Source organism: Streptococcus penaeicida, assembly GCF_002887775.1.
Taxonomy (GTDB): domain Bacteria; phylum Bacillota; class Bacilli; order Lactobacillales; family Streptococcaceae; genus Streptococcus; species Streptococcus penaeicida.
In genome coordinates this window covers 1-24,296 of the sequence record NZ_LOCM01000033.1, presented here as the reverse complement: position 1 = coordinate 24,296, position 24,296 = coordinate 1, and the positions used below count along the sequence as shown (strand labels likewise).

At 39.5% G+C, this 24,296-nt stretch carries 19 protein-coding genes and 4 pseudogenes; 20 read left to right on the top strand and 3 right to left on the bottom strand.

Annotated features, from left to right (window positions below):
• The first annotated feature begins 30 nt into the window (after window positions 1-30).
• The 3 genes and pseudogenes from groL (at window position 31) to AT575_RS10925 (ending at window position 6,086) form a co-directional block, all read left to right on the top strand.
• Window positions 31-1,658 (top strand): annotated as a pseudogene (gene groL / locus AT575_RS09430) (chaperonin GroEL).
• Between the two features lie 190 nt (window positions 1,659-1,848).
• A complete protein-coding gene (locus AT575_RS09425) occupies window positions 1,849-4,059 on the top strand; it encodes a YSIRK-type signal peptide-containing protein (RefSeq protein ID WP_245871542.1) in 2,211 nt (736 codons plus the stop codon).
• On the top strand, window positions 3,960-6,086 hold the full coding sequence (locus tag AT575_RS10925) for a G5 domain-containing protein (RefSeq protein WP_245871541.1): 2,127 nt from the start codon (window positions 3,960-3,962) through the stop codon (window positions 6,084-6,086). The genes AT575_RS09425 and AT575_RS10925 overlap by 100 nt, the downstream gene beginning before the upstream one ends.
• Window positions 6,087-6,183: 97 nt before the next feature.
• Here AT575_RS10925 and AT575_RS09405 read toward each other — a convergent pair whose 3' ends face one another.
• Complete coding sequence (locus AT575_RS09405; RefSeq protein ID WP_102778104.1) at window positions 6,184-7,680, bottom strand: C69 family dipeptidase; 1,497 nt, start codon at window positions 7,678-7,680, stop codon at window positions 6,184-6,186.
• A gap of 213 nt (window positions 7,681-7,893) precedes the next feature.
• Here AT575_RS09405 and AT575_RS09400 point away from each other — a divergent pair, with 213 nt between their 5' ends.
• Window positions 7,894-9,528, top strand: coding sequence for a zinc ribbon domain-containing protein (locus tag AT575_RS09400; RefSeq protein WP_102778103.1), 1,635 nt, complete (start codon window positions 7,894-7,896; stop codon window positions 9,526-9,528).
• Between the two features lie 11 nt (window positions 9,529-9,539).
• Here the strand turns inward: AT575_RS09400 and AT575_RS09395 are convergent, their stop codons facing one another.
• Complete coding sequence (locus tag AT575_RS09395; protein ID WP_102778178.1) at window positions 9,540-10,430, bottom strand: RluA family pseudouridine synthase; 891 nt, start codon at window positions 10,428-10,430, stop codon at window positions 9,540-9,542.
• On the bottom strand, window positions 10,414-10,605 hold the full coding sequence (locus AT575_RS09390) for a hypothetical protein (RefSeq protein WP_071794119.1): 192 nt from the start codon (window positions 10,603-10,605) through the stop codon (window positions 10,414-10,416). Before AT575_RS09390 ends, AT575_RS09395 begins: the two co-directional genes overlap by 17 nt.
• 217 nt (window positions 10,606-10,822) lie before the next feature.
• Here AT575_RS09390 and AT575_RS09385 point away from each other — a divergent pair, with 217 nt between their 5' ends.
• The 16 genes and pseudogenes from AT575_RS09385 (at window position 10,823) to leuS (ending at window position 24,090) form a co-directional block, all read left to right on the top strand.
• Window positions 10,823-11,209, top strand: coding sequence for a RidA family protein (locus AT575_RS09385; RefSeq protein ID WP_102778102.1), 387 nt, complete (start codon window positions 10,823-10,825; stop codon window positions 11,207-11,209).
• A gap of 32 nt (window positions 11,210-11,241) precedes the next feature.
• Window positions 11,242-13,554, top strand: a complete 2,313-nt coding sequence (gene pbp2a, locus AT575_RS09380; RefSeq protein WP_102778101.1) for a penicillin-binding protein PBP2A — start codon at window positions 11,242-11,244, stop codon at window positions 13,552-13,554.
• Window positions 13,555-13,602: 48 nt separating this feature from the next.
• The gene (rpmG, locus tag AT575_RS09375; RefSeq protein ID WP_071794113.1) at window positions 13,603-13,755 is read left to right on the top strand and encodes a 50S ribosomal protein L33; all 153 of its coding nucleotides are present in this window, start codon (window positions 13,603-13,605) and stop codon (window positions 13,753-13,755) included.
• A 9-nt stretch (window positions 13,756-13,764) separates the two neighbouring features.
• Window positions 13,765-13,947, top strand: coding sequence for a preprotein translocase subunit SecE (secE, locus tag AT575_RS09370; protein WP_071794111.1), 183 nt, complete (start codon window positions 13,765-13,767; stop codon window positions 13,945-13,947).
• A 138-nt stretch (window positions 13,948-14,085) separates the two neighbouring features.
• Window positions 14,086-14,631 carry a transcription termination/antitermination protein NusG gene (gene nusG / locus AT575_RS09365; RefSeq protein WP_102778100.1) on the top strand — a complete coding sequence of 182 codons (546 nt, stop codon included), beginning with the start codon at window positions 14,086-14,088 and terminating at the stop codon, window positions 14,629-14,631.
• A gap of 202 nt (window positions 14,632-14,833) precedes the next feature.
• Entirely contained in the window at window positions 14,834-15,622 is a 789-nt protein-coding gene (locus AT575_RS10920) for a YSIRK-type signal peptide-containing protein (protein ID WP_102778099.1), read from the top strand.
• Window positions 15,619-16,155: an albumin-binding GA domain-containing protein gene (locus AT575_RS09355; protein WP_102778098.1), complete on the top strand. Its 537-nt coding sequence runs from the start codon at window positions 15,619-15,621 to the stop codon at window positions 16,153-16,155. The genes AT575_RS10920 and AT575_RS09355 overlap by 4 nt, the downstream gene beginning before the upstream one ends.
• Before the next feature lie 172 nt (window positions 16,156-16,327).
• Complete coding sequence (locus AT575_RS09350) at window positions 16,328-16,576, top strand: gamma-glutamyl-gamma-aminobutyrate hydrolase family protein (RefSeq protein ID WP_245871540.1); 249 nt, start codon at window positions 16,328-16,330, stop codon at window positions 16,574-16,576.
• A pseudogene (locus AT575_RS11030) lies at window positions 16,492-17,098 on the top strand (amino acid permease). The gene AT575_RS09350 and the pseudogene AT575_RS11030 overlap by 85 nt, the downstream one beginning before the upstream one ends.
• A complete protein-coding gene (locus AT575_RS11025; protein WP_281254371.1) occupies window positions 17,095-17,721 on the top strand; it encodes an amino acid permease in 627 nt (208 codons plus the stop codon). The pseudogene AT575_RS11030 and the gene AT575_RS11025 overlap by 4 nt, the downstream one beginning before the upstream one ends.
• Window positions 17,722-17,741: 20 nt before the next feature.
• A pseudogene (locus tag AT575_RS09340) lies at window positions 17,742-18,131 on the top strand (RidA family protein).
• Complete coding sequence (locus AT575_RS09335; protein ID WP_102778097.1) at window positions 18,121-19,305, top strand: trans-sulfuration enzyme family protein; 1,185 nt, start codon at window positions 18,121-18,123, stop codon at window positions 19,303-19,305. Before AT575_RS09340 ends, AT575_RS09335 begins: the two are co-directional and overlap by 11 nt.
• Window positions 19,281-20,336: a Sapep family Mn(2+)-dependent dipeptidase gene (locus AT575_RS09330; protein WP_245871539.1), complete on the top strand. Its 1,056-nt coding sequence runs from the start codon at window positions 19,281-19,283 to the stop codon at window positions 20,334-20,336. Before AT575_RS09335 ends, AT575_RS09330 begins: the two co-directional genes overlap by 25 nt.
• A complete protein-coding gene (locus AT575_RS11110) occupies window positions 20,300-20,704 on the top strand; it encodes a M20/M25/M40 family metallo-hydrolase (RefSeq protein ID WP_425444832.1) in 405 nt (134 codons plus the stop codon). Before AT575_RS09330 ends, AT575_RS11110 begins: the two co-directional genes overlap by 37 nt.
• 58 nt (window positions 20,705-20,762) lie before the next feature.
• On the top strand, window positions 20,763-21,449 hold the full coding sequence (locus AT575_RS09325; RefSeq protein WP_102778096.1) for a helix-turn-helix transcriptional regulator: 687 nt from the start codon (window positions 20,763-20,765) through the stop codon (window positions 21,447-21,449).
• A gap of 140 nt (window positions 21,450-21,589) precedes the next feature.
• Window positions 21,590-24,090 (top strand): annotated as a pseudogene (leuS, locus tag AT575_RS09320) (leucine--tRNA ligase).
• The last annotated feature ends 206 nt before the right edge of the window (window positions 24,091-24,296 follow it).

The window sequence follows — 24,296 nt, the reverse complement described above, 5'->3', positions numbered from 1 at the left end:
GACAAACGCATTAAGAAAGAAGGTAATAAAATGGCAAAAGATATTAAATTTTCTGCAGATGCACGTGCAGCAATGGTACGTGGAGTTGATATGTTAGCGGATACAGTTAAAGTAACCTTAGGTCCTAAAGGCCGAAATGTGGTCCTCGAAAAAGCCTTTGGTTCACCACTAATCACCAATGACGGTGTAACAATCGCTAAAGAAATTGAATTAGAAGATCATTTCGAAAATATGGGCGCTAAATTGGTTTCAGAAGTTGCTTCAAAAACTAATGACATCGCTGGGGATGGAACAACGACAGCTACAGTATTAACTCAAGCTATTGTTCGTGAAGGCTTAAAAAATGTAACAGCCGGAGCAAATCCAATTGGTATTCGTCGTGGGATTGAAAAAGCAACTGCAGCAGCAGTAGAAGAATTAAAAGCTATTGCCCAACCTGTTTCAGGTAAAGAGGCTATTGCTCAAGTAGCTGCCGTTTCTTCTCGTTCTGAAAAAGTTGGGGAGTATATCTCTGAGGCAATGGAACGTGTTGGTAATGATGGTGTTATTACTATTGAAGAATCACGTGGAATGGAAACAGAACTAGAAGTTGTTGAAGGGATGCAATTTGATCGTGGTTACCTTTCTCAATATATGGTCACTGATAATGAAAAAATGGTTGCTGATTTAGAAAATCCATTTATCTTAATCACTGACAAAAAAGTTTCTAATATCCAAGAGATTCTCCCATTATTAGAGGAAGTTCTTAAAACAAATCGCCCACTTTTAATCATTGCAGATGATGTTGACGGCGAAGCCCTTCCAACGCTTGTTTTAAATAAAATCCGCGGAACCTTCAATGTCGTGGCTGTTAAAGCGCCAGGTTTCGGCGACCGCCGTAAAGCAATGCTAGAAGATATTGCTGTCCTTACTGGTGGAACAGTGATTACTGAAGACTTAGGCCTTGAGCTTAAGGATGCGACAATTGCTGCGCTGGGACAGGCAGCCAAAGTTTCGGTAGACAAAGATTCAACAGTTATTGTTGAGGGATCTGGCTCTGCTGAAGCCATTGCTAATCGTGTGGGATTGATCAAATCTCAGTTAGAAACAACGACGTCAGAATTCGACCGTGAAAAATTACAAGAACGCTTAGCGAAACTAGCTGGTGGCGTCGCAGTCATCAAAGTGGGTGCCGCAACAGAAACAGAATTAAAAGAAATGAAACTACGTATTGAGGATGCCCTCAACGCAACACGTGCAGCCGTTGAAGAAGGTATTGTTACAGGTGGTGGTACTGCCTTAGTAACGGTTATTGAAAAAGTAGCTGCACTTGAATTGGCAGGCGACGAAGCGACAGGGCGTAACATTGTCTTACGGGCCCTTGAGGAACCAGTTCGTCAAATTGCTTACAACGCAGGTTTTGAAGGCTCAGTCGTTATTGACAAGCTGAAAAATAGTCCAGTTGGAACAGCTTCAACGCCGCTAGTGGTGAGTGGGTAGATATGATTGAAACAGGTATTATTGACCCTGTTAAAGTGACTCGCTCTGCCCTTCAAAACGCAGCCTCTGTTGCAAGTCTCATCTTAACAACAGAAGCCGTAGTAGCTAATAAGCCAGAACCAGCAGCACCAGCAATGCCAGGTGGAATGGATCCTAGCATGATGGGCGGAATGATGTAAAATTTCAAAAAATGAGTGCAAAAAAGTGTAATTGATAGCTTTCATTTACACTTTTTTAATTTGTTAAAAAATTTCATCAAAAGCTTTTGTAAAAGCATGCTTAGTATGCTACAATCAGATTGAAGAACGATTAACATTTGGTTACATTGTCGAAAATATGATTTTAGGCTACAAGGAGAGAAGAGAAATAATGTTTACAAACAAAAAAGAGATTTTTAGTATCCGTAAAACGGTACTAGGAGTTGGTAGTGTCTTATTAGGGGTGATGCTGACAACTCAAGTAGCAAGCGCTGAAGAAACAAGTGCGGTTACTCCACAAGCAACAAATACGAGTCTTGTGACAGAAGCTGCACCTGTTACCGAAGTTGTTAAAGAGGCAGCAGCTGTGACAGCTCCAACTGCAGTAGATACAACAACCGCTTCAAGTACTCTTTCACCGGCTGTTAGTTTAGCAGTATCAACAACCCCTTCAGTAACCGAAACAGTTATTCAGAGTCCAATCCGTTATGTTGCTGATGATACTCAAGCAGTCGGCTACCGTCAAGTGCAAACACAAGGTGTTGATGGAAAACTAATTACCACAAATACAGGAACATTGGATGCTAACGGTAATCCAGTCATTACTGTTCAACGGATTGAACCAACTGAAACTGTCATTGTTCTTGGTACTAAACCGACAACAACTGTTACAAATGTTATTCCTGCAACGACAGAATATAGCATCGATGTGACAAAGCCGGTTGGTACGGATGTAATTATTCCTGCCGTTGATGGAAAAACAACAACTACAACAACAAATAAGATTCAAACGGAAACAACAGCACCTGTAAGTCCAGCTGTTAATTCAGAGGGCTACAAGTGGATTGATACTCCTTTTTATCATGTTGATACAACTCAAGCATTACCAAGTGATCGTATTGCCATTGATAAACTCTTTGTTCCAATGCCAAAATTAACATCAGATTTCAACACCTCTGAATCGACTGTTCGTGAGTACGCTCAATATGCAGAAAACTACATGTATGATTATATTACGGTTACTAATCCTGACGGAACTACAACTCAACAACAAGTCATTCGTCCGGTTACGAGTGAGATGTTGGATCCAAATAATGCTCAATTAAGGGCCGTGACAGGGCTATCAGATGATAATGCTTTTTATACACGTCTTTTAGATGCAAGTAAAGAAGATTTGTGGAATACCTCTGCCCAAGACTACGGTATAGAGATGGTTCCGGAAGATCTAGCCACTTCAGCTGATGACTTCTTACGATATAACAGTAGCAATATTATCAATGATGCTTTTTATGCTGATATTAAAGCAGATTATTTAAGAGCCCAATTAGCCTATAATCAGTTAGTTGCAATGGGTACTTTGACAAGTGCACAACAAGCAGATTATGATTTGATGACACGTCAATTTGATTCTTTAACTCGCCGTTACAATTCTTATCGTGATAGTGTTAAAATCGATATTGATTACAGTCATACCACTATGTCTGACACCCAAAAAGCTGATTTTGAAGCTCGCTTACAAGCCCTTCCATCTGAAGTGCAACGGATTATCGCCAGTCTTGTTATTTATGACGGCGAAATTCCTGGAATGGGTACTGGTACGCTGGGACTATCAAACTCAGCAGACCAATCCATTGCTTTAAAATATGAAGCAAGCAACACGGATTTAATCACAACTGTCTTGCATGAAATGACGCACATCATTGATTTCAAGAGTGGATTGTATGTTGAGACAAGTGATCGCAATACTGATAATACTTTAGATACTGTTATGGCTTTTTCTGACACAGCAGAGTTCTTAGATGTTTATCATACTTATTTTGATCGCCCAGATGTTTGGTCTTACTACCGTGACAACAGTGAAGAAGCCTTTGCTGAAGGTTTAAGTGAATACATGATGCATAAGCTCTTCGGTACTCCTTATGCGACCTATCTTGCAAACCCATATACTGGAGATGCCTATGATCCAGGCAACGGTACAGGATATAGCCCATTCGCTGCAGCGGAATACTATTTTGCTAGTCTTTATAACAAACTATTTGAATACCCGAGAACAGCAACTGTCGTTGCCTACCAAACAACAACGACAACAACAGCGCCTGTTAATGGTAAAGTGATTTATGGCGCAATGCCTACTGAAACAACAACGACAACGGCTTATAAGACAGTTTATGTTGGAGATACTAATATGGCTTATGATCCAACAGGTCAAACAAATGTTGTCACACCTGGTGTTGAAGGAAGTCAAACGGTTCGCACGACTTATGCCTTGATGCCAATAATCAATTGGTTGGAACAGATACCATTATTTCTTCTAGCCCTGCTCAAGACCAAGTCATTACTAAGGGGATTCAACCAACTGTTGTTGACAAGCAAGTTGCGATGACTATTATTTACCAAGAAGTTAAAGATGGTTCTCTTGGCGATTGGCAAATCAAAGTTCTTGATGCTGGACAATATGGTCTGGTAAGAACAACGACTACTTACACCATAGATGCAACAACTGGTGTGATTACACCGTCAACGACAGAGACAACTGTAACAGCAATGCGTCCAATGATTGTTCAATATCAAGCTGGAACAGCACAGGTTACACCTGTTGCTTATCAAACACGCTATGTTCTTGATCCTAATTTACCAAGTGGTAGCCAAGTAGTGGTGACACCTGGTCAAGATGGAACATCAACTGTAACAGTTCAATCTTACGATTTTGTACAAGATGGTGCCAATAGTCGTTTTGCAAACATTGTTTATAGCAGTCCAGTTGTCGTTGCGGCTCAGGATTGTGTCATTGCTGTTGGAGCTGGTACTCAAGTTCAAGATACGCAAGTTGCTAAAACAGTTATTTATCAAGAAGTTAGAGATAATTCATTAGCTGATTGGCAAGTAGAGATTGCTGATGCTGGACAAGATGGTTTAAACCGTACAACTACAACATTTACTGTTGATCCTGTAACTGGTGCTGTAACACCGACAGTTGTAGAGACCACAGTAACGGAAATGCGTCCAATGATTGTTCGCTATAAAGTTGGTAGTACACAAACAACAACAGTGCCTTTTGCGACTGAGTACGTGGCAGATAATTCGATTCCATATGGCACTGAAAAAGTTGTGACAGAAGGTCAAGATGGTCTTGTCACGAAATCTGTAGCTTCATATAACTTTGTTCAAGATGGCGCAAACAGTCGTTTTGAAAATATTCAATATAATGAAGTGACAAATCCACAAGTTATCAATAAAGTTATTGCTAAAGGAACACAAACAGTTGTCAGTGATCAAGCTCAAACGAAGACAGTTGTTTATCAAGAAGTTACAGATAATTCACTATCTGAATGGGAAGTTAAGGTTGTCAGTCAAGGTCAAGATGGTTTGACTAGAACTACGACTACCTATACGGTTAATCCAGTGACAGGGGAAGTAACGCCTTCAGTTACTGAAACAGTAGTTACTGCAATGACTCCAATGGTTGTTCAATATCGTATGGGTTCAGATAAAGTAACTAACATTGCTTATAAGACTCGTTATGTTGCAGATACTAACTTAGCTAGAGGACAACAACAGGTAACCAGTCCAGGTCAGAATGGTACATCAACCATTTCTGTACAATCCTTTGACTTTATCCAAGATGGTGCTAATAGTCATTTTGCAAACATTGTTTACTCAGATCCAGTTGTACTTGCTGCTCAGGATCAAGTGATTGCAGTAGGTGCTCAAAGTGATATTAGTGACTCTGTTGAAGCTAAGACTATTGTTTATAAAGAAATTACCGATAACTCACTAGCTGATTGGCAAGTTAAAGTACTGGATGCTGGTCAAGATGGTATTGTTAGAACAACTACAAGTTATACTGTTGATCCAGTAACAGGTGCATTATCTAGCTCAACAAGTCAATCAACAATTTCTACCGTCCGTCCAATGCTTGTAGGTTATAAGGTTGGTGCTTCTAAGACAGGTGAACTTGCCTATAACACACAATATGTTGAAGATCCAACATTAGCTGAAGGGCAAGAAAAAGTTATTGTAGCTGGAAGTCTCGGAACGACTTTGGCGACAGTTAAATCATTTAACTTTATTGAAGATGGTGTTAATAGCCGTTTTGAAACTATTGTTTACAATGATCCAACAATTGTTATCGCTGCTGTTGATCAGGTGATTGCGCGTGGAACAAAAGAAGACCTAGTAGTTACTCCAGAACCAGAAGTAACAAAACCTGTAGAAAGTAAACCGGCTCCAACTGTTAAAGTTGTAGCGGTTAAAGCTCCAGTTCAGACAAGTGTGAAAGTTGAAGCTGTTCAAGCTCCAAAAGAAAGCCTTCCGACAACTGGGGATGACCAAAATCTACTTGTAACGCTGATGTCAAGTGCCTTAGTCATTGGCTTAGGTTTAGGACTCAAGAAAAAAGAAGAAAAATAATTAGTAAAACACTCCTGATTTATTCAGGAGCGTTTTTGCTCTATAAAAAGAAGGCTTAAGAAATTTTTTCTTAAACCTTCGATTTTATGGATTAGACTTAATTTTTAGCTTTTTTATCTTTTTTTGGACTTTGTTTTTCCAACTTAGCTTCAATTTCTTTTAAGCGTTTGAAGGTTTTTTCAGCTCTGTCCATAGATGCTTTATCAGCTTTTTCTTGAGCGGCTTTTGGATCACTTGTCACTAACTCAGCAACTTCTTTGTTAGTTGTTTCTTGTTCAGTCATCCAATTTTTTTCAAGACTTTTCACTTCATCAATGACTTTTGTGCCAAATTTCTTAGGATTTGCTGCCACCATATCGTTGATGTGTGAAACAGTCCAGTACCAAGAATCTTTGTTGTACTTAGTGCTGTCTTCTTGGTAGGCTTTGTAAGTTTGGCTAATATTTCCTAAATATGGTAAGTAAGGTGCATTTCTTGGGCTACCAATAGATAACCACATGACGCCGCCACCCATTTCAGCAGGAATATCATCTTTTAATTGGAAGACATGTGCTTCCATAACGTTTGGATTAGAGATTGGATAAGCATAACCTTTAACAGCATCTTTTGATTTAGGTTTACCCTTACCATCTAATTCCATTTGGTCTAAAGGTTTTAATTCTAAGCCTTCAAAACGGTTACGTTGTAATTTGATAGCATCTTCTAATGAGAATTTTTTATCAGTGCTTTGCAATAATTCGTAGTTGTCGTCTTTATAAGTTACTTTTGAATCAGGATCTAAAGATTTAATACCAGAGTAAACGCGTGAACGGTTGGCATCAGCCATTTTTGGATTGTATGATTGAGCAATGTGGAATTGACCGTCAACTTCCTTAAATGTGCCAGCATCTTTCGCTAATTTTTCGACACCGTCAGAAGCGATGGTGTTTTCTTTATCGTCGAAATTGACATGCCCTAAGTAGAAAGTATTAGGGAAAACAGCAAATTTATCGTCTGGGAATTTAATAGCGACATATTGGTGCCCTGACAGAATTTCCATGTACCAGATACCATCTTTGTCGGCAAGAGTTAGGATATTTCCTTCCGCAGAGCCTTTTTCTTTGACGATTTTAGCAATCAGTTCAATACCTTCTTTAGCAGTTTTAACACTTGGTAAAACAACTGAAGTGATAGAAGATTCTGCAAGACCATCTTCAACATATGGGTCTTTTTCTAAAATCTTATCATTGGCTGAAGCAGATACAGTTGCTGACATGGAAACCCCATGTTCGTTGATACCAGCTTCATCGTAAACACCATATTTAGGTGTTACGTCAGGAACAGCAGTGTATTTGAAAGAGTGACTTGGTAATGGGTATTCAAAACCATTCGCTTGATCTTTCCATTTTTCACCAGCTTTGTTGTCTTTAGCAGGACGAACTAAGAAAGTCTTATTGTGGTTTGGTTCTAAGTCTTCAGTTCGACCAAATAGAGTCGATCCGTCGGTAGTCAGGTTTTTACCAATGATAAAACCTGTACATGCTTCCGCAGATGAGTAGCAAGCCAATGCTGTCATAACAGTCACTGTTGCTAGAGTAAATTTCTTGTTGTTCATAACTAACCTCCATAAAATGTAGGCGCTTCCAAAGTTATTATATGCTAGACGCAAGAGAAATTCAATCATTTTTTGAAGCAATGTGAAAATGTAATTTATCTAAATTTTTAAAGAATTTTGCAACTTTAATCATCTTCTTTTTTCTCTTAGGAAAAGTAAAACAAATAGAAATTTGGTATAATGAAGAACAAGTTACAGAGAAAGGGTAAGTTTATGAAGAACTTTTTCAAAAAAAGGTGGGTCAAAGTAACCCTAACCATTTTTGCTCTCTTTATCATTAGTATTCTAGCTTTAGGAGGTTTTTATTACTCTAAAAATAGTGTTATTGATCGCTATGTTAAAGCTAGAAGTCAAAACTCAGGACCAGTGTTTGAAAATATTAAAGAATACTTGGTTTGGTCAGACACAAAAGAAACCATAACTAATGATGAGGCAAGCTTTGCTGAATTCTCGCGTTTAGAAAAATCCCAAATACAGGAAGTCAAGGAAGCACTTAAATCTGCAGATCAATCAGATGACCAATATTTGGTATCGACAGGACGTCATTTTGGTATTTTCCCGGACTATCATATTGCCATGAAACCCATGTCTTTAACTATTAAGACCAATTTACCTGATGAAGATATTCTCCTTAATCAAAAATTTGTGACAAGATCAAATTCGGATAAGTTCTCAACAGAATTGAAACGCTTGCCAATTGCTGATTATAAAGCAAGCATCAATGGCAAATACAAGGGTAGAGATGTTGAAATTAGTAAGACTTATGATGGTAAAAATAAAGTCCTCGATTTATCCGTAACCTTTATGAATTTTACCGTTTCAAGTAATCTAACAGATGGTGAATTGTATTTCGACGACAGTCGGATTGGAAGCTTGAAAGAAGGTACTTACAAGGTTGAAGACTACCCAGTAACGCATGCAGCGCAAGCCTATGTCAAAAAGAACTTCCCAGATGGTGACGTCTCTTCGAAAAAAATGCCTCTAGACCAAATCAAAGATAGTTCGGAAGTGAAGCTAGATGTGGATAATTTACTTTCTGCTGAAAAAGCAGGTCAGTATCTCTTATCGGCTTTTGATCAGTTAATGATTTACACAAGTAATCTTCAGGATTCTGCTAGCTTGAACGATGTTTTTGAAAATGGGACTAATAATGCTTTTTATAAAGGCTTGAAAGAAAGTGTTAAAGCCAAGTTGGAAACAGATAGTCGAAAGGCCTCAAGTTTTGCTATTCCAAATGTTGTCCTCAATAATGTGACCCAAGTTGGTAAAGAATCCTATTTGGTCGATTTTTCGGCAACTTATGACTACGGCTATGACAAATCTACAGATCCAGCTAAGGGCTCCTCTGGTCATATTACTCAAGATATTAATGGTAAAATGACCTTGAAGAAATCGGGTGATAAGTATATTGTCAGTGAGGCGGGTGTTAAGAATATAACAGTTGTCAATGAGAAAAATGAAGTAAAAGCGCCATCTCTACTTCCTAAAGGATTAGTTGGCACTTGGACAGGAACTAAAGATGACATCACCTATACTTTGACATTTGGGGAAGACGGTACTGTAACCCGTAAAAAGGATTATAAGGATCCGAAGAAAAAAGATGAGACCACAACTGCTAAAATCAGCAAGTCTGAAGAAAAATCAGAAGGCGACTACCGTCTAAGCTTCTCTTCTGGAAATGGTGAAATTATGGTTGTTGGTGGCGGCATCGGTGGGATGAATATTAAATATGATTATGGTGTTCGGGTCGAAGGGGATACTATAACGCCTATAATCTGGCAAACAGGCAGTGATCAGGAATTTGATTACAGCAAACCATTACCAGGATTAACATTAAAAAGAGAATAAAAAGAGGACTCCTAAGGGAGTCTTTTTTCAAATGATTCAGATTTTGCATTGACACTAATATCCTCTAAGGTTAATGGGTGTCTGAAATAGAGCCGATGGGCATGAAGCATGAGACGGCCTCTATTATTAGCTTGGTTATAGAGTGGGTCGCCAACTATTGGGTGCCCTAGATGACTTAAATGCACACGAATCTGATGGGTTCGTCCTGTTTTGAGGCGACAATTGACCAAACTAGCTCCGCTGTCAAATGTTTTAAGCACTTTGACCTGGGTGACTGCTCTTTGTCCATTTTTAAAATCGACGATGCGTTTTCTTCGGTCATGGCGGTGGCGCCCAATAGGGAAGTTTATGACTTGGTCCTTGTTTGTCATCGTCCCATTAGCCAAAGCCCAGTAGTCCCTGCCAATCGCACGGTCTTCCAGGAGACGATTCATAATGGGAAGAATAAAAGGATTCTTGGCAAAGATGATGGCTCCGCTTGTCTCCATATCCAAACGATGAATGACATAGCAGGTTTGACCAACATAGGCAGAAACATGGTTGAGCAAGGCTAATTCATTTGGTTCGTTGCCATGCGTCTTCATACCTTCAGCTTTATTGACCACAATTAAGTGGTCATCTTGGTATAAGCAGTCAACCAATCGGGCATCGCCAAACGGAATGGTCTTGCTAGGGTAATCTTCTTGATCAAATGTTAAGGTAACGTCATCGCCTTTTTCCACCCAGCACTGCCAGTTAATTACTTGATGATTAATCTGAAAATGTTTCTTAGTACGCAGAAAATGCCTAATTTTACGTGGAATTAAGAGTTTTTCTTCTAGGAGTTCCTTGACGGTTACTCGGGGAAAGGGACTCTCAAAACTGACTGTAAAACTACCTTTTGCATTATTTTGGATTTTCATTGAGCCAGTCATGATATTTTTCTAGTAGATTAACAGCCATTTGTGTAGCAAGAGCTGCAGAGAAAGCCTCAGTTCCTTCTAACTCCTCGTTAGCAACTTCTAATTTTGTTTCATCATAGATGGCTTTTAAACTTTCAGAGGACAATGTTTCTTTAAAGGCATCGAATCGATTCATTTGCTTTACCCATTCTTTCTATAGATATTTTCTTTAGACATATTATATCATTTTTGAGGGCAATTTTGATTCCTCACTTTTACGCCTTTAAAGGTTTTATTACAGGGTTAATCATTTTTTAAGATAAAAGTTATCATTTAAACTATTTTTAATATTCGATTCCCCTAGAAATTGATATAATATGGTGAAATTAATTTTATGAAAAAAGGGAAAAAATATGAAAAGTATTCGGCGTTATGATGTCAATGAGGAATGTGCCCATACCGGTTTAGTTGAAGCAGGGGATTTCTATTTTCTCAATTATTGTACAGGTAATATTGGTCAACCAGTAGAAGAACAAATTAATGGTGCCTTTGATGAAATGGAGCGTCGTTTAGGTTTGGTTGGCCTAACCTTAGAAGCTGTCGTAAAGATGGATTGTCTTTTCCGCGATGTTTGGAATGTTCCAGTCATGGAGAAAGTGATTAAGGAACGTTTCAAGGGCAAATACCCAGCGCGAAAATCGATTCAGACAGAATTTGCTCATGATGGGGGACCAGAAGGATTACTCTTTCAAGTTGACGGGATTGCTTACTCGAAACCTATCCAAACCACTTCAAACTAGAAGTTGCCATTTCATAGTGGTATAATATCTCTATGACATTTTTAGAATTACTTGAAAAGAAGTTTTTCCCTGGTAAGTATGAGGAAAAACAGAAACAAAAAGAAATGAATAAGTATCAAGAGGAAGCGAATGGCGACACTAGCGTTGGGGAAGAATCAGTCTCTTATGAGCAAGCCCAAAGTTCAGCATATCAACGCCGTCGTGCTGTCGATGATACGAGTAAACCAGGGCCTAATTGGAAGCGGAAATTGGAAGCTATTTTGCCTTCGCCGCAACATCCTATTAGGCGTTTTTGGCGTCGTTATCATATTGGTAAGATTCTTTTAATTGTTATTGGGACTTTTGTTTTACTAACAGGTTCTTACCTCTTCTATTTGTCCAAAACAGCTAAAGTTTCCGATTTACAGAATGCCTTAAAAGCGACAACTATCATTTATGATAATAAAGCTGAATATGCAGGTAGTCTTTCTGGACAAAAGGGGACTTATGTTGAACTGGATGCTATCTCAGATAACTTAGAAAATGCTGTTATTGCAACAGAGGATAGAACTTTTTATGAAAATAAAGGGATAAACTTTAATCGCTTCCTTTTAGCTGTTGTTACAGCTGGGCATTTTGGGGGTGGATCGACCATTACCCAACAGTTAGCTAAAAACGCTTATTTATCACAAGATCAAACTATCAAGCGGAAAGCGCGTGAATTTTTCCTTGCTTTGGAGCTAACCAAAAAATATAGTAAAAAAGAAATTTTGGCTATGTACCTCAATAATTCTTACTTTGGGAATGGGGTTTGGGGCGTCGAGGACGCCAGTCAGAAGTACTTTGGCACAAGCGCAGCTAATTTAACGCTTGGTGAGGCGGCGACTTTGGCAGGTATGCTTAAAGGACCAGAAATTTATAACCCTATCTATTCAGTTAAAAATGCCACTGATCGTCGTAATACAGTCTTGTATGCCATGGTTGATGCGGGGAAAATTTCCCAGCAAGAAGCAGACCAAGCAAAAGCCATTGGGATTGGGGATCGGCTTGCTGACACCTATGTTGGTAAATCAGATGACTACAAGTATCCCTCTTACTTTGATGCTGTGATCGACGAGGCCATTACTACTTATGGTATTTCGGAAAAAGATTTGGTTAATAACGGTTATAAAATTTATACGGAATTAGACCAAAACTATCAAACGGGTATGCAGACGACTTTCAACACGGCTAGTCTTTTCCCGGTATCAGATTATGATGGGACTAGTGCTCAGGGTGCCAGTGTCGCTTTGGATCCTAAGACGGGTGGTGTTCGTGGTTTGGTTGGACGGGTTAATGCTGATGGTAAGCAAGAGTTCCGGAGTTTCAACTATGCGACACAAGCTAAGCGAAGTCCTGCTTCCTCCATTAAGCCTTTGATTGTTTATACTCCAGCGGTTGCTTCGGGCTGGTCAATTAATAAAGAATTACCAAATACCATTCGTGATTTTGGTGGCTATAAACCTCATAACTATGGTAATTATGAGTCCGAGGATGTGCCAATGTACCAGGCGCTAGCTAATTCCTACAACATTCCAGCGGTTGCTACCGTAAAAGAATTGGGGATTGACAAGGCTGTGGCCTATGGTAACAAATTTGGTTTAGACATGGATTCCTCAAATAAAGAATTAGGAATCGCCCTTGGCGGTAGCGTTACGACTAATCCTTTGGAAATGGCCCAAGCCTATTCAGCTTTTGCTAACAAAGGTGTTATGCATACGGCTCATTTCATTACCAAGATTGAATCAGCTAGTGGTAAAGTCATTAAGGTACATTCTGATCAGTCTAAGCGCGTGATTAGTCAGACAGTTGCTGATAAGATGACTAGTATGATGCTAGGGACCTTTTCAAATGGTTCGGCAGTTAACGCCAATGTTTACGGTTATACTTTAGCTGGTAAGACAGGCACAACCGAAACAGATTTTAACCCTGATTTATCTGGAGACCAATGGGTTATTGGCTACACACCAGATGTAGTTATCAGTCAATGGATTGGATTCAATAAAACAGATGAAAATCATTACTTGAATGGCTCAAGTGCGGGGACAGCGTCAACCATTTTCAGTACGCAAGCATCTTATATTCTTCCTTATACAAAAGGTAGTCAATTTAAAGTCGATAATGCCTATGCAGCTAATGGGATTTCTGCAGTTTACGGGGTGAATGAAAGCAATTCGGAAGTAGCTCAAAATTCACAAGATATTATAGATGGGCTAAAGAAATCAGCAGAAGAAGCTTCCAAGTCAATCTCTGATGCAGTTAATAATTATGGCCTTAAAGAGAAGGCGAAAAGCCTATGGGATGGGATTGTTGACTATATTCAATAGCTTGCGCATTTAGCTATTTCGTGTTAGAATATCTCTACGGAGGGCGATATGGCACAGAAAAAAGCGAGCCTAGCCTGTGTCGATTGTGGAAGCCGCAACTACTCTATTGGAGTTAGTAGCACGCCTAAACCGACACGACTAGAAGTTAATAAATTTTGTAAGCATTGTAAAAAATATACTTTACACAAAGAAACACGTTAGGAGAGTCTGATGGGATTTATCAGTGGTATTTTTAGATTACTAAAAGATACAACTTGGCCAAATCGAAAACAACGTTGGAAAGATTTTATCGCAGTACTTGAATACACTGCATTTTTCACTATCATCATTTTCATTTTTGACCAATTATTATCAAAAGGTGTTTTAAACATCATCAATTATTTCAATAATTAAAAGAAAGGCTGGAGAAACTCCGGCCTTTTGGCGTCAACTAATCAAATCATTGACAGGACTGGTGACTTGGACTATAATGAAAGTAACGAAATCATTCCAAAAGCCGCCTAAGGCTTTTTTCTGATGAAAGGAAAATATATGTTAGATTCATTCGATAAAGGTTGGTTTGTTCTTCAAACCTATTCTGGTTATGAAAACAAAGTCAAAGAAAATCTTTTGCAACGTGCTCAAACATACAATATGTTAGATAACATTTTACGCGTTGAAATCCCAACCCAAACCGTAAACGTTGAGAAAAACGGTCAAACAAAGGAGATTGAAGAAAATCGCTTCCCAGGTTATGTCCTAGTGGAAATGGTAATGACTGATGAAGCCTGGTTTGTTGTCCGTAATACGCCAAACGTAACTGGTTTCGTTGGATCTCACGGAAACCGTTCAAAACCAACCCCATTACTTGAAGAAGAAATTCGTGCAATCCTTCTTTCAATGGGTCAAACCATTGATGTCTTTGATACTAATATCAAAGAAGGTGATGTCGTTCAAATTATTGATGGTGCCTTTATGGGACAAGAAGGCCGTGTTGTGGAAATTGAAAACAACAAGGTTAAATTAATGTTGAACATGTTTGGTTCAGAAACCATTGCGGAAGTTGAACTTTACCAAATTGCTGAAATTCAAAATTAATATAAGATTAAAAACCAAAAAGCTTGTTACCTTGAGGTAATAGGCTTTTTTTTGTTTTAATTTTGATATCGTTTTGTAATCTAATTAAAATATAAATATCGGCAATTAATCTTGACTTAATCTTAAACTAACTCTATAATAATATTAATATAATCATTGATTATGATTAGAAAAATCTAATTTTATAGAAAAAGAGGTCGCAATGAAAGACAAAAAACTTATGAAATATTATCTCCGTAAATCAGCTTGTGGATTAGCATCCGTCTCAGCTGCATTTATTATTGGAGGTGCTAGCGTCGCAGCAGATGATACGGCATCACAAGTTACAAGTGCTGCACAGTCTCAAGGAGCAACAAATTCTGGAAAAGAAAGCGAAATAGTAAGTAAAGCTTCTTTAGAAAATGGTTCTTCAATGGATAAGAAAGAAACTTCCCAAATTTTGTCTAAAAAAGAAAAAGAAGAAGTAAAAGCAAAAGAGGCAGCTAAACTTGAAGAAGCTGGAAAGCTTGAAAAAGTTAAGGGCGTTAAATCTCATGTCTCATACACTTTTGCTAACCAACAAGATTTCAATTTACCAGAAAGTTTGGGACATTTAGTCACACTTCCCAAAGCTTTTGATGCTCAAGCTGGTGATCTAATCAAATTACCAAAAATTGATACTACAATTAAGACATTAGCTGGCGAGTGGCATTTTAAAGGTTGGATGCGAGTTACTAAAGATGAAAACTTGGATCTAAGTGATATTGGAGATGAGTTTGAAGCACCTGCAGACGGCGAAGCCATCAACCTTGTTGGGAATTGGGAATTTGTACCCTATGCAGAGGCTGGGAAAGCTAGTGAGGAAAAAACTGATTCAGCTACTGGAGTGGACCCTGAGAATAGTGCTAGTCAAGAGCAGGATGCTGATTTAGAACCAGATCAAGCCAAGGAAGAAGTAGATGATAAAGCTAAAGAACTTGAAGATGCCCAAAAAGAAGCGGAAGAAGCTTGAAGAACTATGGTGCAAGTTCATTCTACTTGAAACGCATTAAGAAGGCTAAAACTGTGGAAGGTGTTAAAGAGTTAATGCGTCAACTCTTACCGTCCCTCAAAGAAAACGTTAAGAAAGAAGCAACTAAAGATTTAGCCAAATACCTCGAAAGTGAAAAAACGGTCGATGAAATCTTAGCGAAGATGCCTAAGGCTAAGGCAGAAGAAGAAAGCAAGGCTGAAGAAGCAGGAAAAGTTAAAGAAGACGTTAAGGATGTTAAAACACCTGAACTTCCTGAGCAAAAAGAAGCTGACCAACAAGCTCTTCCTGAAAATAAAGCTAAGGAAGACCATAAAGGTCAAGGACAAGGACTTGGGGCAAAAGGTGCTCAAAGTATGCCAAGTGCGCCATCATCTAAAGCAGTTAAAGGACATATCTTACCTTCAACAGGTGAAAAAGACATGCATAACCTTCTCCTTGCAAGCGCCGCTTCTATTGTTGCCGCTTCAACAATGCTGACTTATGGTTCTATTAAAAAGAAAAAAGAAAACTAATTTGATATAAGAAACGAGTCTAAGGCTCGTTTTTTTGTTCTCAAAACGACAAATTTGAATTTAATTAAACAACTTTTCTAATTTATTATAAAAAGATTGAAAAAGAAAAAGAAATGTGTATAATGAAATTATAAATGTTTATAAAAATATAATAATTTATAAGTAGTTGGATATGGCGAAAGAAAAAGTTCCTATTATTGGTATTTCTGCAAGCATTATTGTGGATCAGGGTGGTATGTTTCCTGGTTATCATCGCTCGTATGTTAATGAAGACTACGTGTCTGCAATTAGTAAAAATGGAGGAATTCCCTTAGTTTTACCGGTGACTAATAATCCATTGATTTTGCAGCTGCGGCTAAGTATGTTGCCAATGGCGGTGCAGCCTATGCTTATACCAAAGCAGCTTTTGGCGATGATTTAGGATTTTATGTTGGTATTACCCGTTATATTGCGGCTAGTATCGCTTGGGGCGTCATGGGGACTGGTGTAGTCAAGACTGTTCTAACCATTATCAAGTGTGACAGCAACAATATCGGAAATATTACCATTGGTTTTATTTGTTTGATGACCTTGCTCTTGTTGGTCAATTTGTCAGGAACCAAGCTCTTTGAATGGATTAATAATTTATCGATAATTGGTAAACTAGGGGCACTGGTTATTACTATTGCTGTGGGTCTAGTCCTGACTTTAGGCTTTGGCATCAATAACTTTGCTAACATCAGTCAGCTAAAGGATGCTGGTGGACAAACACTTGGCTCGCAGATGGATTTATCGACTTGGGTTATGGCTATTATTGCTGCCTTTTTATGCCTTTACAGGATTTGAAAGTGTAGCCAGTGGTTCTGAAGATATGGAGAAACCTGAAGTTAACCTGCCTAGAGCCATTCCTTTAGCAATTGCCATCATTGCTGTTATTTATATTGGCATTGTCGGAATTGCATGATGGTTAATCCTCAAGCAATCGTTCAGTCCACTCAAGTCGTTGCCTTGGCCGATGTTTTCGACAATCCTTTCATCCGCATGTTGATTATACTAGGGGCCCTAATTTCCATGTTTGGTATTAATGTCGCAGCTTCCTTCCATACCCCACGTATCTTAGAAGCTATGGCTATTCAAAAACAAATCCCCCAAATCTTTGCTAAAAGAACCAACAAGGGCTTCCCGCTCACAGCCTTCATGGTTACCATTGGGATCGCCATTTTGCTCCCTATGGCTTTTGCCTTTAATATGACAAGTATCATCGTTCTCTCCTCTATTTCCCGCTTCATCCAATTTATTATTGTTCCACTTGCGGTTATTGTTTTCTATTTTGGGAAAGAAAAGGGAGAAATCTTAAAAGGGGTATCAAAGAATGTAGTGGTAGATTTACTGATTCCGATCGGGGCTCTGCTTTTTACCCTGGTCTTGCTCTATAAGTTTAATTGGGTGCAACAATTCACGGTCCAAGGGCCAGATGGCAGTCTGGTACCAAATACCTTCGCCATCACAGCCATGATTATCGGCTATGTTATCTTGCCAATTGGCATGCTTATTTGGCATAAAAGCAAGATAAAACTAAAAAAATAGGACTAGAAAGAGGATAATAAATGAAACGTTTAAGAAGTGAACACATTCCTAAAGCCGTTGGTGCTTATTCCCCTGCCAGTCAATCTGGAAACTTGATTTTGACATCAGGTCAATTACCTATTAATCCCTTAGCTGGACAAATCGATCAGCCAGAATCGATAGCTTGGCAAGTAGAGCAGTCTATGAAGAACATTCAATCTCTTTTAGAAGATAATGGAAGCTCTCTGGAAGATATTCTTAAAGTTACTGTTTTTTAACAGTCCATTTCGGATTTTCCGACCTTTGATAAGGTCTATTCAGGATTTTTTAAAGAATCTTTTCCTGCTAGAACTGCTTTTGCTGTAAAAGAGCTACCTATGGGAGCTTTGGTTGAAATCGAAGTAATTGCGGAGGTGGCAAATGGGGATTGATACAGCTTTGCTACATGATTATCCAGTCCTAGATTCCCATACGGGGGTGGCTTCAATTCCCATCTATCAAACCTCTACCTTTCATAATCGGAAGCTCTATGGCCCAAAGCAGACTTATCAATACAGCCGTTTTTCAAATCCAACTAGAGATGCTTTGGAAGAAGGGATGGCTGCCCTAGAAAAGAGTAAGCACGCCTTGGTTTTCTCTTCAGGGATGGCAGCTATATCTTCCGTCCTTATGCTCTTAGAAGCAGGTGACCATTTGATTTTACCTAAGGAAGTTTACGGTGGGACTTGTCAATTTGTGACTGAGATATTGCCTCATTATGGTATTCGTTATTCTTTTGTTGATATGACGGATTTGGAAGCTGTAAAGGCGCTCATTTGTCCAAAGACAAGAATGATTTATTTGGAAACCCCATCAAATCCACTCCTTAAAGTGACGGACATCCAAGCACTTGTTATCTTGGCAAAAGAAGATAACATTTTGACAGTAGCAGATAATACCTATATGACGGCTTTATATCAGAATCCTTTAGCTCTTGGTGTTGATATCGTCTGTGAGAGCCTGACCAAGTTTGTGAATGGTCATAGTGATGTTGTCGCAGGCATGGTAGCAACCAATAATGATCAGATTTATGAGCGTTTACAACTCTATCAAAAGAATTTTGGTGCTGTCTTAGGCATTCAAGATACTTGGTTGATTCTTCGAGGGATGAAAACAATGGGGATTCGAATGGCCAAAGCGGTTAAAAATGCGGAAGCCATCGCAGCCTTTCTAGCAAAGCATCCAAAGATTAAAAAACTATACTATCCAACTATTGGAGATGCCGAGGCCTGTCAGATTCAGGCAAAACAAGCAACAAATGGTGGGGCAGTTTTATCCTTTGAACTGGAGGATAAAGAGGCTGTTCAGAACTTTACTGAAAAAATGACCATTCCCATTTTAGCGGTCAGTCTAGGAGGGGTTGAGTCCATTATTTCGCATCCTGCCACCATGTCTCATGCGTGTTTGACTCCTGAGGAAAGAGCTGAGCAGGGAGTTAGCGACACCTTGCTACGCTTGTCTTGCGGCATTGAGGATAGCGAAGATCTGATAGTCGATTTAAAACAAGCTTTAGCAGATGAAGACGATGGAAAGGAGTTAGAATGCACAAAGAGCCAAATTGGCTAGAATTGATTGAAAAAGAAGAAAGCATACTTCTAAGAGATTTGATTACCCTCTTACAGATTCCATCAGTCAGAGAAGATAATTTGGCTACTGAAGACTGTCCTCTGGGACCGGGGGCTAAAGAAGCCCTTATAGCCTTTTGTCAGATTGCCAGAGACTATGGCTTTGACTGTGAACTTGTCGGCAATCTTCTAGCAGTCTTAACATGGGGTGAGGGCGATGAAGAAGATGCATTTGGAATTCTGGCCCATGTGGATGTGGTCCCAGCGGGTCAGGGCTGGCATTCTCCTCCTTTTGAACCCTTGATTGAAGACGGTAAACTCTTTGCTCGCGGAGCCTTGGATGATAAGGGTCCCTTGATGGCCATGCTTTTTGCTATGAAACTGCTCAAGGAGCAGGGCTATTCCCACCAGAAAAAAATCAAAATGATTGTTGGTAGTGATGAAGAACGGGATTGGACCTGTATGAAATACTATCAAGAGCATTCTCCCTTACCAAAGCAAGGTATTGTTCCGGATGCTTATTTTCCAATTGTTAATGGTGAAAAAGGGAACGCCAAGATTAAGATTATTGTGGGAGCTGACATTACGTCAAAATCAAGTTATCAGTTGCTGAGCTTTGATGCCGGTTTAGTTGTCAACATGGTTCCACAAGAAGCTCAGGCAAGAATTTTCTGTCCTCATGCGCATTACTTAAAAGATGATTTTGCTTATTTTCTAGCCAAGAATCCCTGTTTGAAGGGGGATATTGAGATTGAAGAGGATGTCATTACCCTTTATTTACAAGGAAAAGCAGCTCATGCTTCAAAAGTCCAAGAGGGTATTAATGCGGCCAGCTATTTGGCTAAATTCCTATTGGACTATCCTTTCGCTAGTCCGTCGGAACAGTCTTTTCTGACCTTGCTAGGACAAGAGCTGCATCTTGATTTTGAGGGTGATCGTTTAGGTATCGACTCTGAAGATCAGCTAATGGGAAAACTTAGTATTAACCCTGGCATCTGCATTATGCTAGGGAAAATGGGGGCTATATCCTGATTGATTGTCGTTATCCGCAAACGACGCGTATTGAAAGAATCAGGAAGAGCTTAGAAAGTTACGCTTCTATCCATAATCTCCAAGTAGAACTGACAGAGAAGCATGCTCCCCACTATCTGGATATCAAGCATCCCATGGTTGAAAAACTCTTGCAGATATATGAGGAGGAAACGGGTTTTGAGGCTTACCAACAGGTTATCAGTGGAGCCACCTATGCAAGATTAATGCCTGAGGGAGTAGGTTTTGGTGCCCTCTTTCCCCATCGCATAGATAGCATGCATCAAGCTGATGAACATATCTATTTGGAGGATTTAGCCAAAACGACAGCTATTTATGCCAGAGCTCTTCAAGAACTTCTTTGCCAGTAATTCTAAAAAGAATTGAGATTTAGATTAGAATATGATAAAACTATTATTGGAGGTTCTTATGCATTCAATGGTAAAACATTATATTCCAATTCTTAATTTCTTAGCTGATATGCTAGGTAAAGATACAGAAATTGTCTTGCAAGACTTTAGTCAAGGCTTTGATCATTCCTTGGTTTACATCAAGAATAATTTGTCTGGCAGGGAAATTGGTGCTCCTGCTACCGATTTTGTCTTTGAAGTTTTAAAAGACAAACGCTATTTGACGCAAGACTATGTTGTCAATTATCGCAGTAAAACCATAAATGGTCGGGAACTCTATTCTTCTAGTTTCTTTATCAAAAATGCGCAAGCCGAATTGGTTGGGATGATTTGCATGAATGCGGACAAGAGCAAGTTGCAACAGTTGCAAAGTTTATTCAAAGAAAGCCTATCCTGCCTGCAGGACTTGATGGATAATAAAGAAGAGAAGTCAGTAAGTATGACAGAAGAGGTCACTGAAAACTTCTATTCAACGGCTGAAAATCTCATTGAAGCCACAATTGCCAAAGAAGCCAAGGGTAAAGTTCTTCGCAAATACAATTTAACAAGAACAGAAAAATTAGCCATTGTGAAATTTCTCAATCAAAAAGGCTTCTTCGATTTGAAAGATGCCGTTTCTAAGGTAGCGGAGGCATTTCGCATGTCAGAGGTTTCCATCTATAAATACATTCAAATCGTTCGTCAGGATGACATTGAAGGGAAATGATGGTTAATTTTAGGAAAACGGGTCATTGACTCGTTTTTTCTTTACAAAAGACCTCAGATATAGCCATATTGACCATTTATTAACCACTTAATTCGTGCTATAATAAAAAGAACTAGACTTTTTGACATGGGAGATTCCATATGACTTTTTATAATCACAAAGAAATAGAGCCAAAATGGCAAGCCTACTGGGCTAAAAACCATACTTTCAAAACAGGTATGGACGCATCAAAACCTAAATTTTATGCTTTAGATATGTTTCCATATCCTTCAGGAGCTGGTCTCCACGTTGGTCACCCAGAAGGCTATACAGCAACTGATATCTTGAGCCGTTTCAAACGTTCTCAAGGCTACAATGTTCTTCATCCAATGGGTTGGGATGCCTTTGGGTTACCAGCTGAACAATATGCTATGGATACTGGTAATGACCCAGCTGAATTTACAGCCGAAAACATTGCCAACTTCAAGCGTCAGATTAATGCACTTGGTTTTTCTTATGACTGGGATCGTGAGGTGAACACGACTGATCCAAACTATTACAAGTGGACACAATGGATTTTCACAAAACTCTATGAAAAAGGTTTGGCTTATGAAGCTGAAGTTCCTGTCAACTGGGTTGAAGAACTTGGCACAGCCATTGCCAATGAAGAAGTCTTGCCTGATGGCACTTCAGAACGTGGCGGCTATCCAGTTGTCCGTAAACCAATGCGTCAATGGATGCTTAAAATCACAGCCTATGCTGAACGCCTTCTTGAAGACCTTGAAGAAGTGGATTGGCCTGAGTCCATCAAGGACATGCAAAGAAACTGGATTGGCAAATCAGTCGGTGCTAACGTGACATTTACGGTTAAAGATTCAGAGGAAAATTTCACTGTCTTTACCACTCGTCCTGATACCTTGTTTGGAGCAACTTATGCGGTCCTTGCACCAGAGCATGCGCTTGTTGATGCCATCACTACAGAAGAGCAAGCTGAAGCCGTGGTAGAATACAAACGCCAAGCAAGTCTGAAATCAGATTTAGCCCGTACTGATTTGGCTAAAGAAAAAACAGGTGTTTGGACTGGTAGTTACGCCATTAACCCTGTCAACGGACAAGAAATGCCAATTTGGATTGCTGACTACGTGCTTGCTAGCTATGGTACAGGTGCCATCATGCTGTACCAGCCCATGATGAACGTGACTGGGAATTTGCCAAGCAATTCAATCTAGATATCATTCCTGTTTTAGAAGGCGGCAATGTCCAAGAAGCAGCTTATACTGAAGATGGTTTGCACATCAATTCTGACTTCCTAAATGGACTTAATAAGGAAGAAGCTATTGCCAAAATGGTTGCTTGGTTGGAAGAAAATCAAGTGGGTAATGAAAAAGTCACTTACCGCCTCCGCGACTGGCTCTTCTCACGTCAACGTTATTGGGGTGAACCAATTCCAATTATTCATTGGGAAGATGGGACCTCAACTGCTGTACCAGAAGATCAGCTACCATTAATTCTTCCTGTCACTAAAGATATTCGACCTTCAGGGACTGGTGAGTCGCCTTTGGCTAATCTTACTGATTGGTTAGAAGTGACGCGCGAGGACGGCGTTAAAGGCCGTCGCGAGACCAATACCATGCCACAATGGGCTGGTTCTAGCTGGTACTATTTACGCTATATCGACCCTAAAAACGACCAAGCTTTGGCAGATCCAGAATTGTTGAAACAATGGTTGCCGGTTGATATTTACGTGGGTGGTGCTGAACATGCTGTGCTTCACTTGCTCTATGCTCGTTTCTGGCATAAAGTGCTCTATGATTTGGGTGTTGTGCCAACTAAAGAGCCATTCCAAAAACTCTTTAACCAAGGAATGATTTTGGGAACTAGTTACCGTGATCACCGTGGTGCCCTTGTGGCGACCGATAAGGTTGAAAAACGTGACGGGTCATTCTTCCATATGGAAACTGGCGAAGAATTAGAACAAGCTCCGGCTAAGATGTCTAAATCCCTCAAAAACGTTGTCAATCCTGATGATGTTGTTGAGCAGTATGGTGCTGATACCCTTCGTGTTTACGAAATGTTCATGGGACCATTGGATGCTTCAATCGCTTGGTCTGAAGAAGGTCTTGAAGGTAGCCGTAAGTTCCTAGACCGCGTTTACCGTTTAATTACGACTAAGGCTTTGGTGGCTGAGAATAGCGGAGCCTTGGACAAGGTTTACCACGAAACAGTTAAAGCTGTTACCGAACAAATTGAATCCATGAAATTCAATACAGCCATCGCTCAGTTGATGATTTTCATTAATGCAGCCAATAAAGAGGAAAGTCTATTTGTCGACTATGCCAAAGGCTTTATCCAATTAATTGCCCCATTCGCACCTCACTTGGGTGAAGAACTTTGGTCTCAAGTGACAGGCAGTGAAGAATCACTAGCACATGTGGCATGGCCAGTTTGGGATGACAGCAAACTGGTTGAAAACGAAGTGGAAATTGTCGTCCAAATTAAAGGTAAAGTTAAAGCAAAACTTATGGTTGCTAAGGACCTACCGAAAGATCAACTAGAAGCTGAAGCACTAGCAAATGACAAAGTTCAAGCTGAGATCGCCGGTAAAGAAGTGATCAAAGTGATTGCTGTTCCTAATAAATTAGTGAATATTGTTGTTAAGTAAGAGATTCAGCTTTCAGCTTTGACGAGATAAGTTAAAAATAGTAATGATGTAATGCACTCCTTTGGAGTGCATTTTTTTGTTATGTGACTTTTAGTCCGTTTCACTCCGAAGGTGTGAAACAAAAAACCACCCGCTATGCGGGTGTGCATCAAAGGTTATACCCAAAAGACTCCTAACGCGGTACAATATAGGTGTTCAAGCCAATT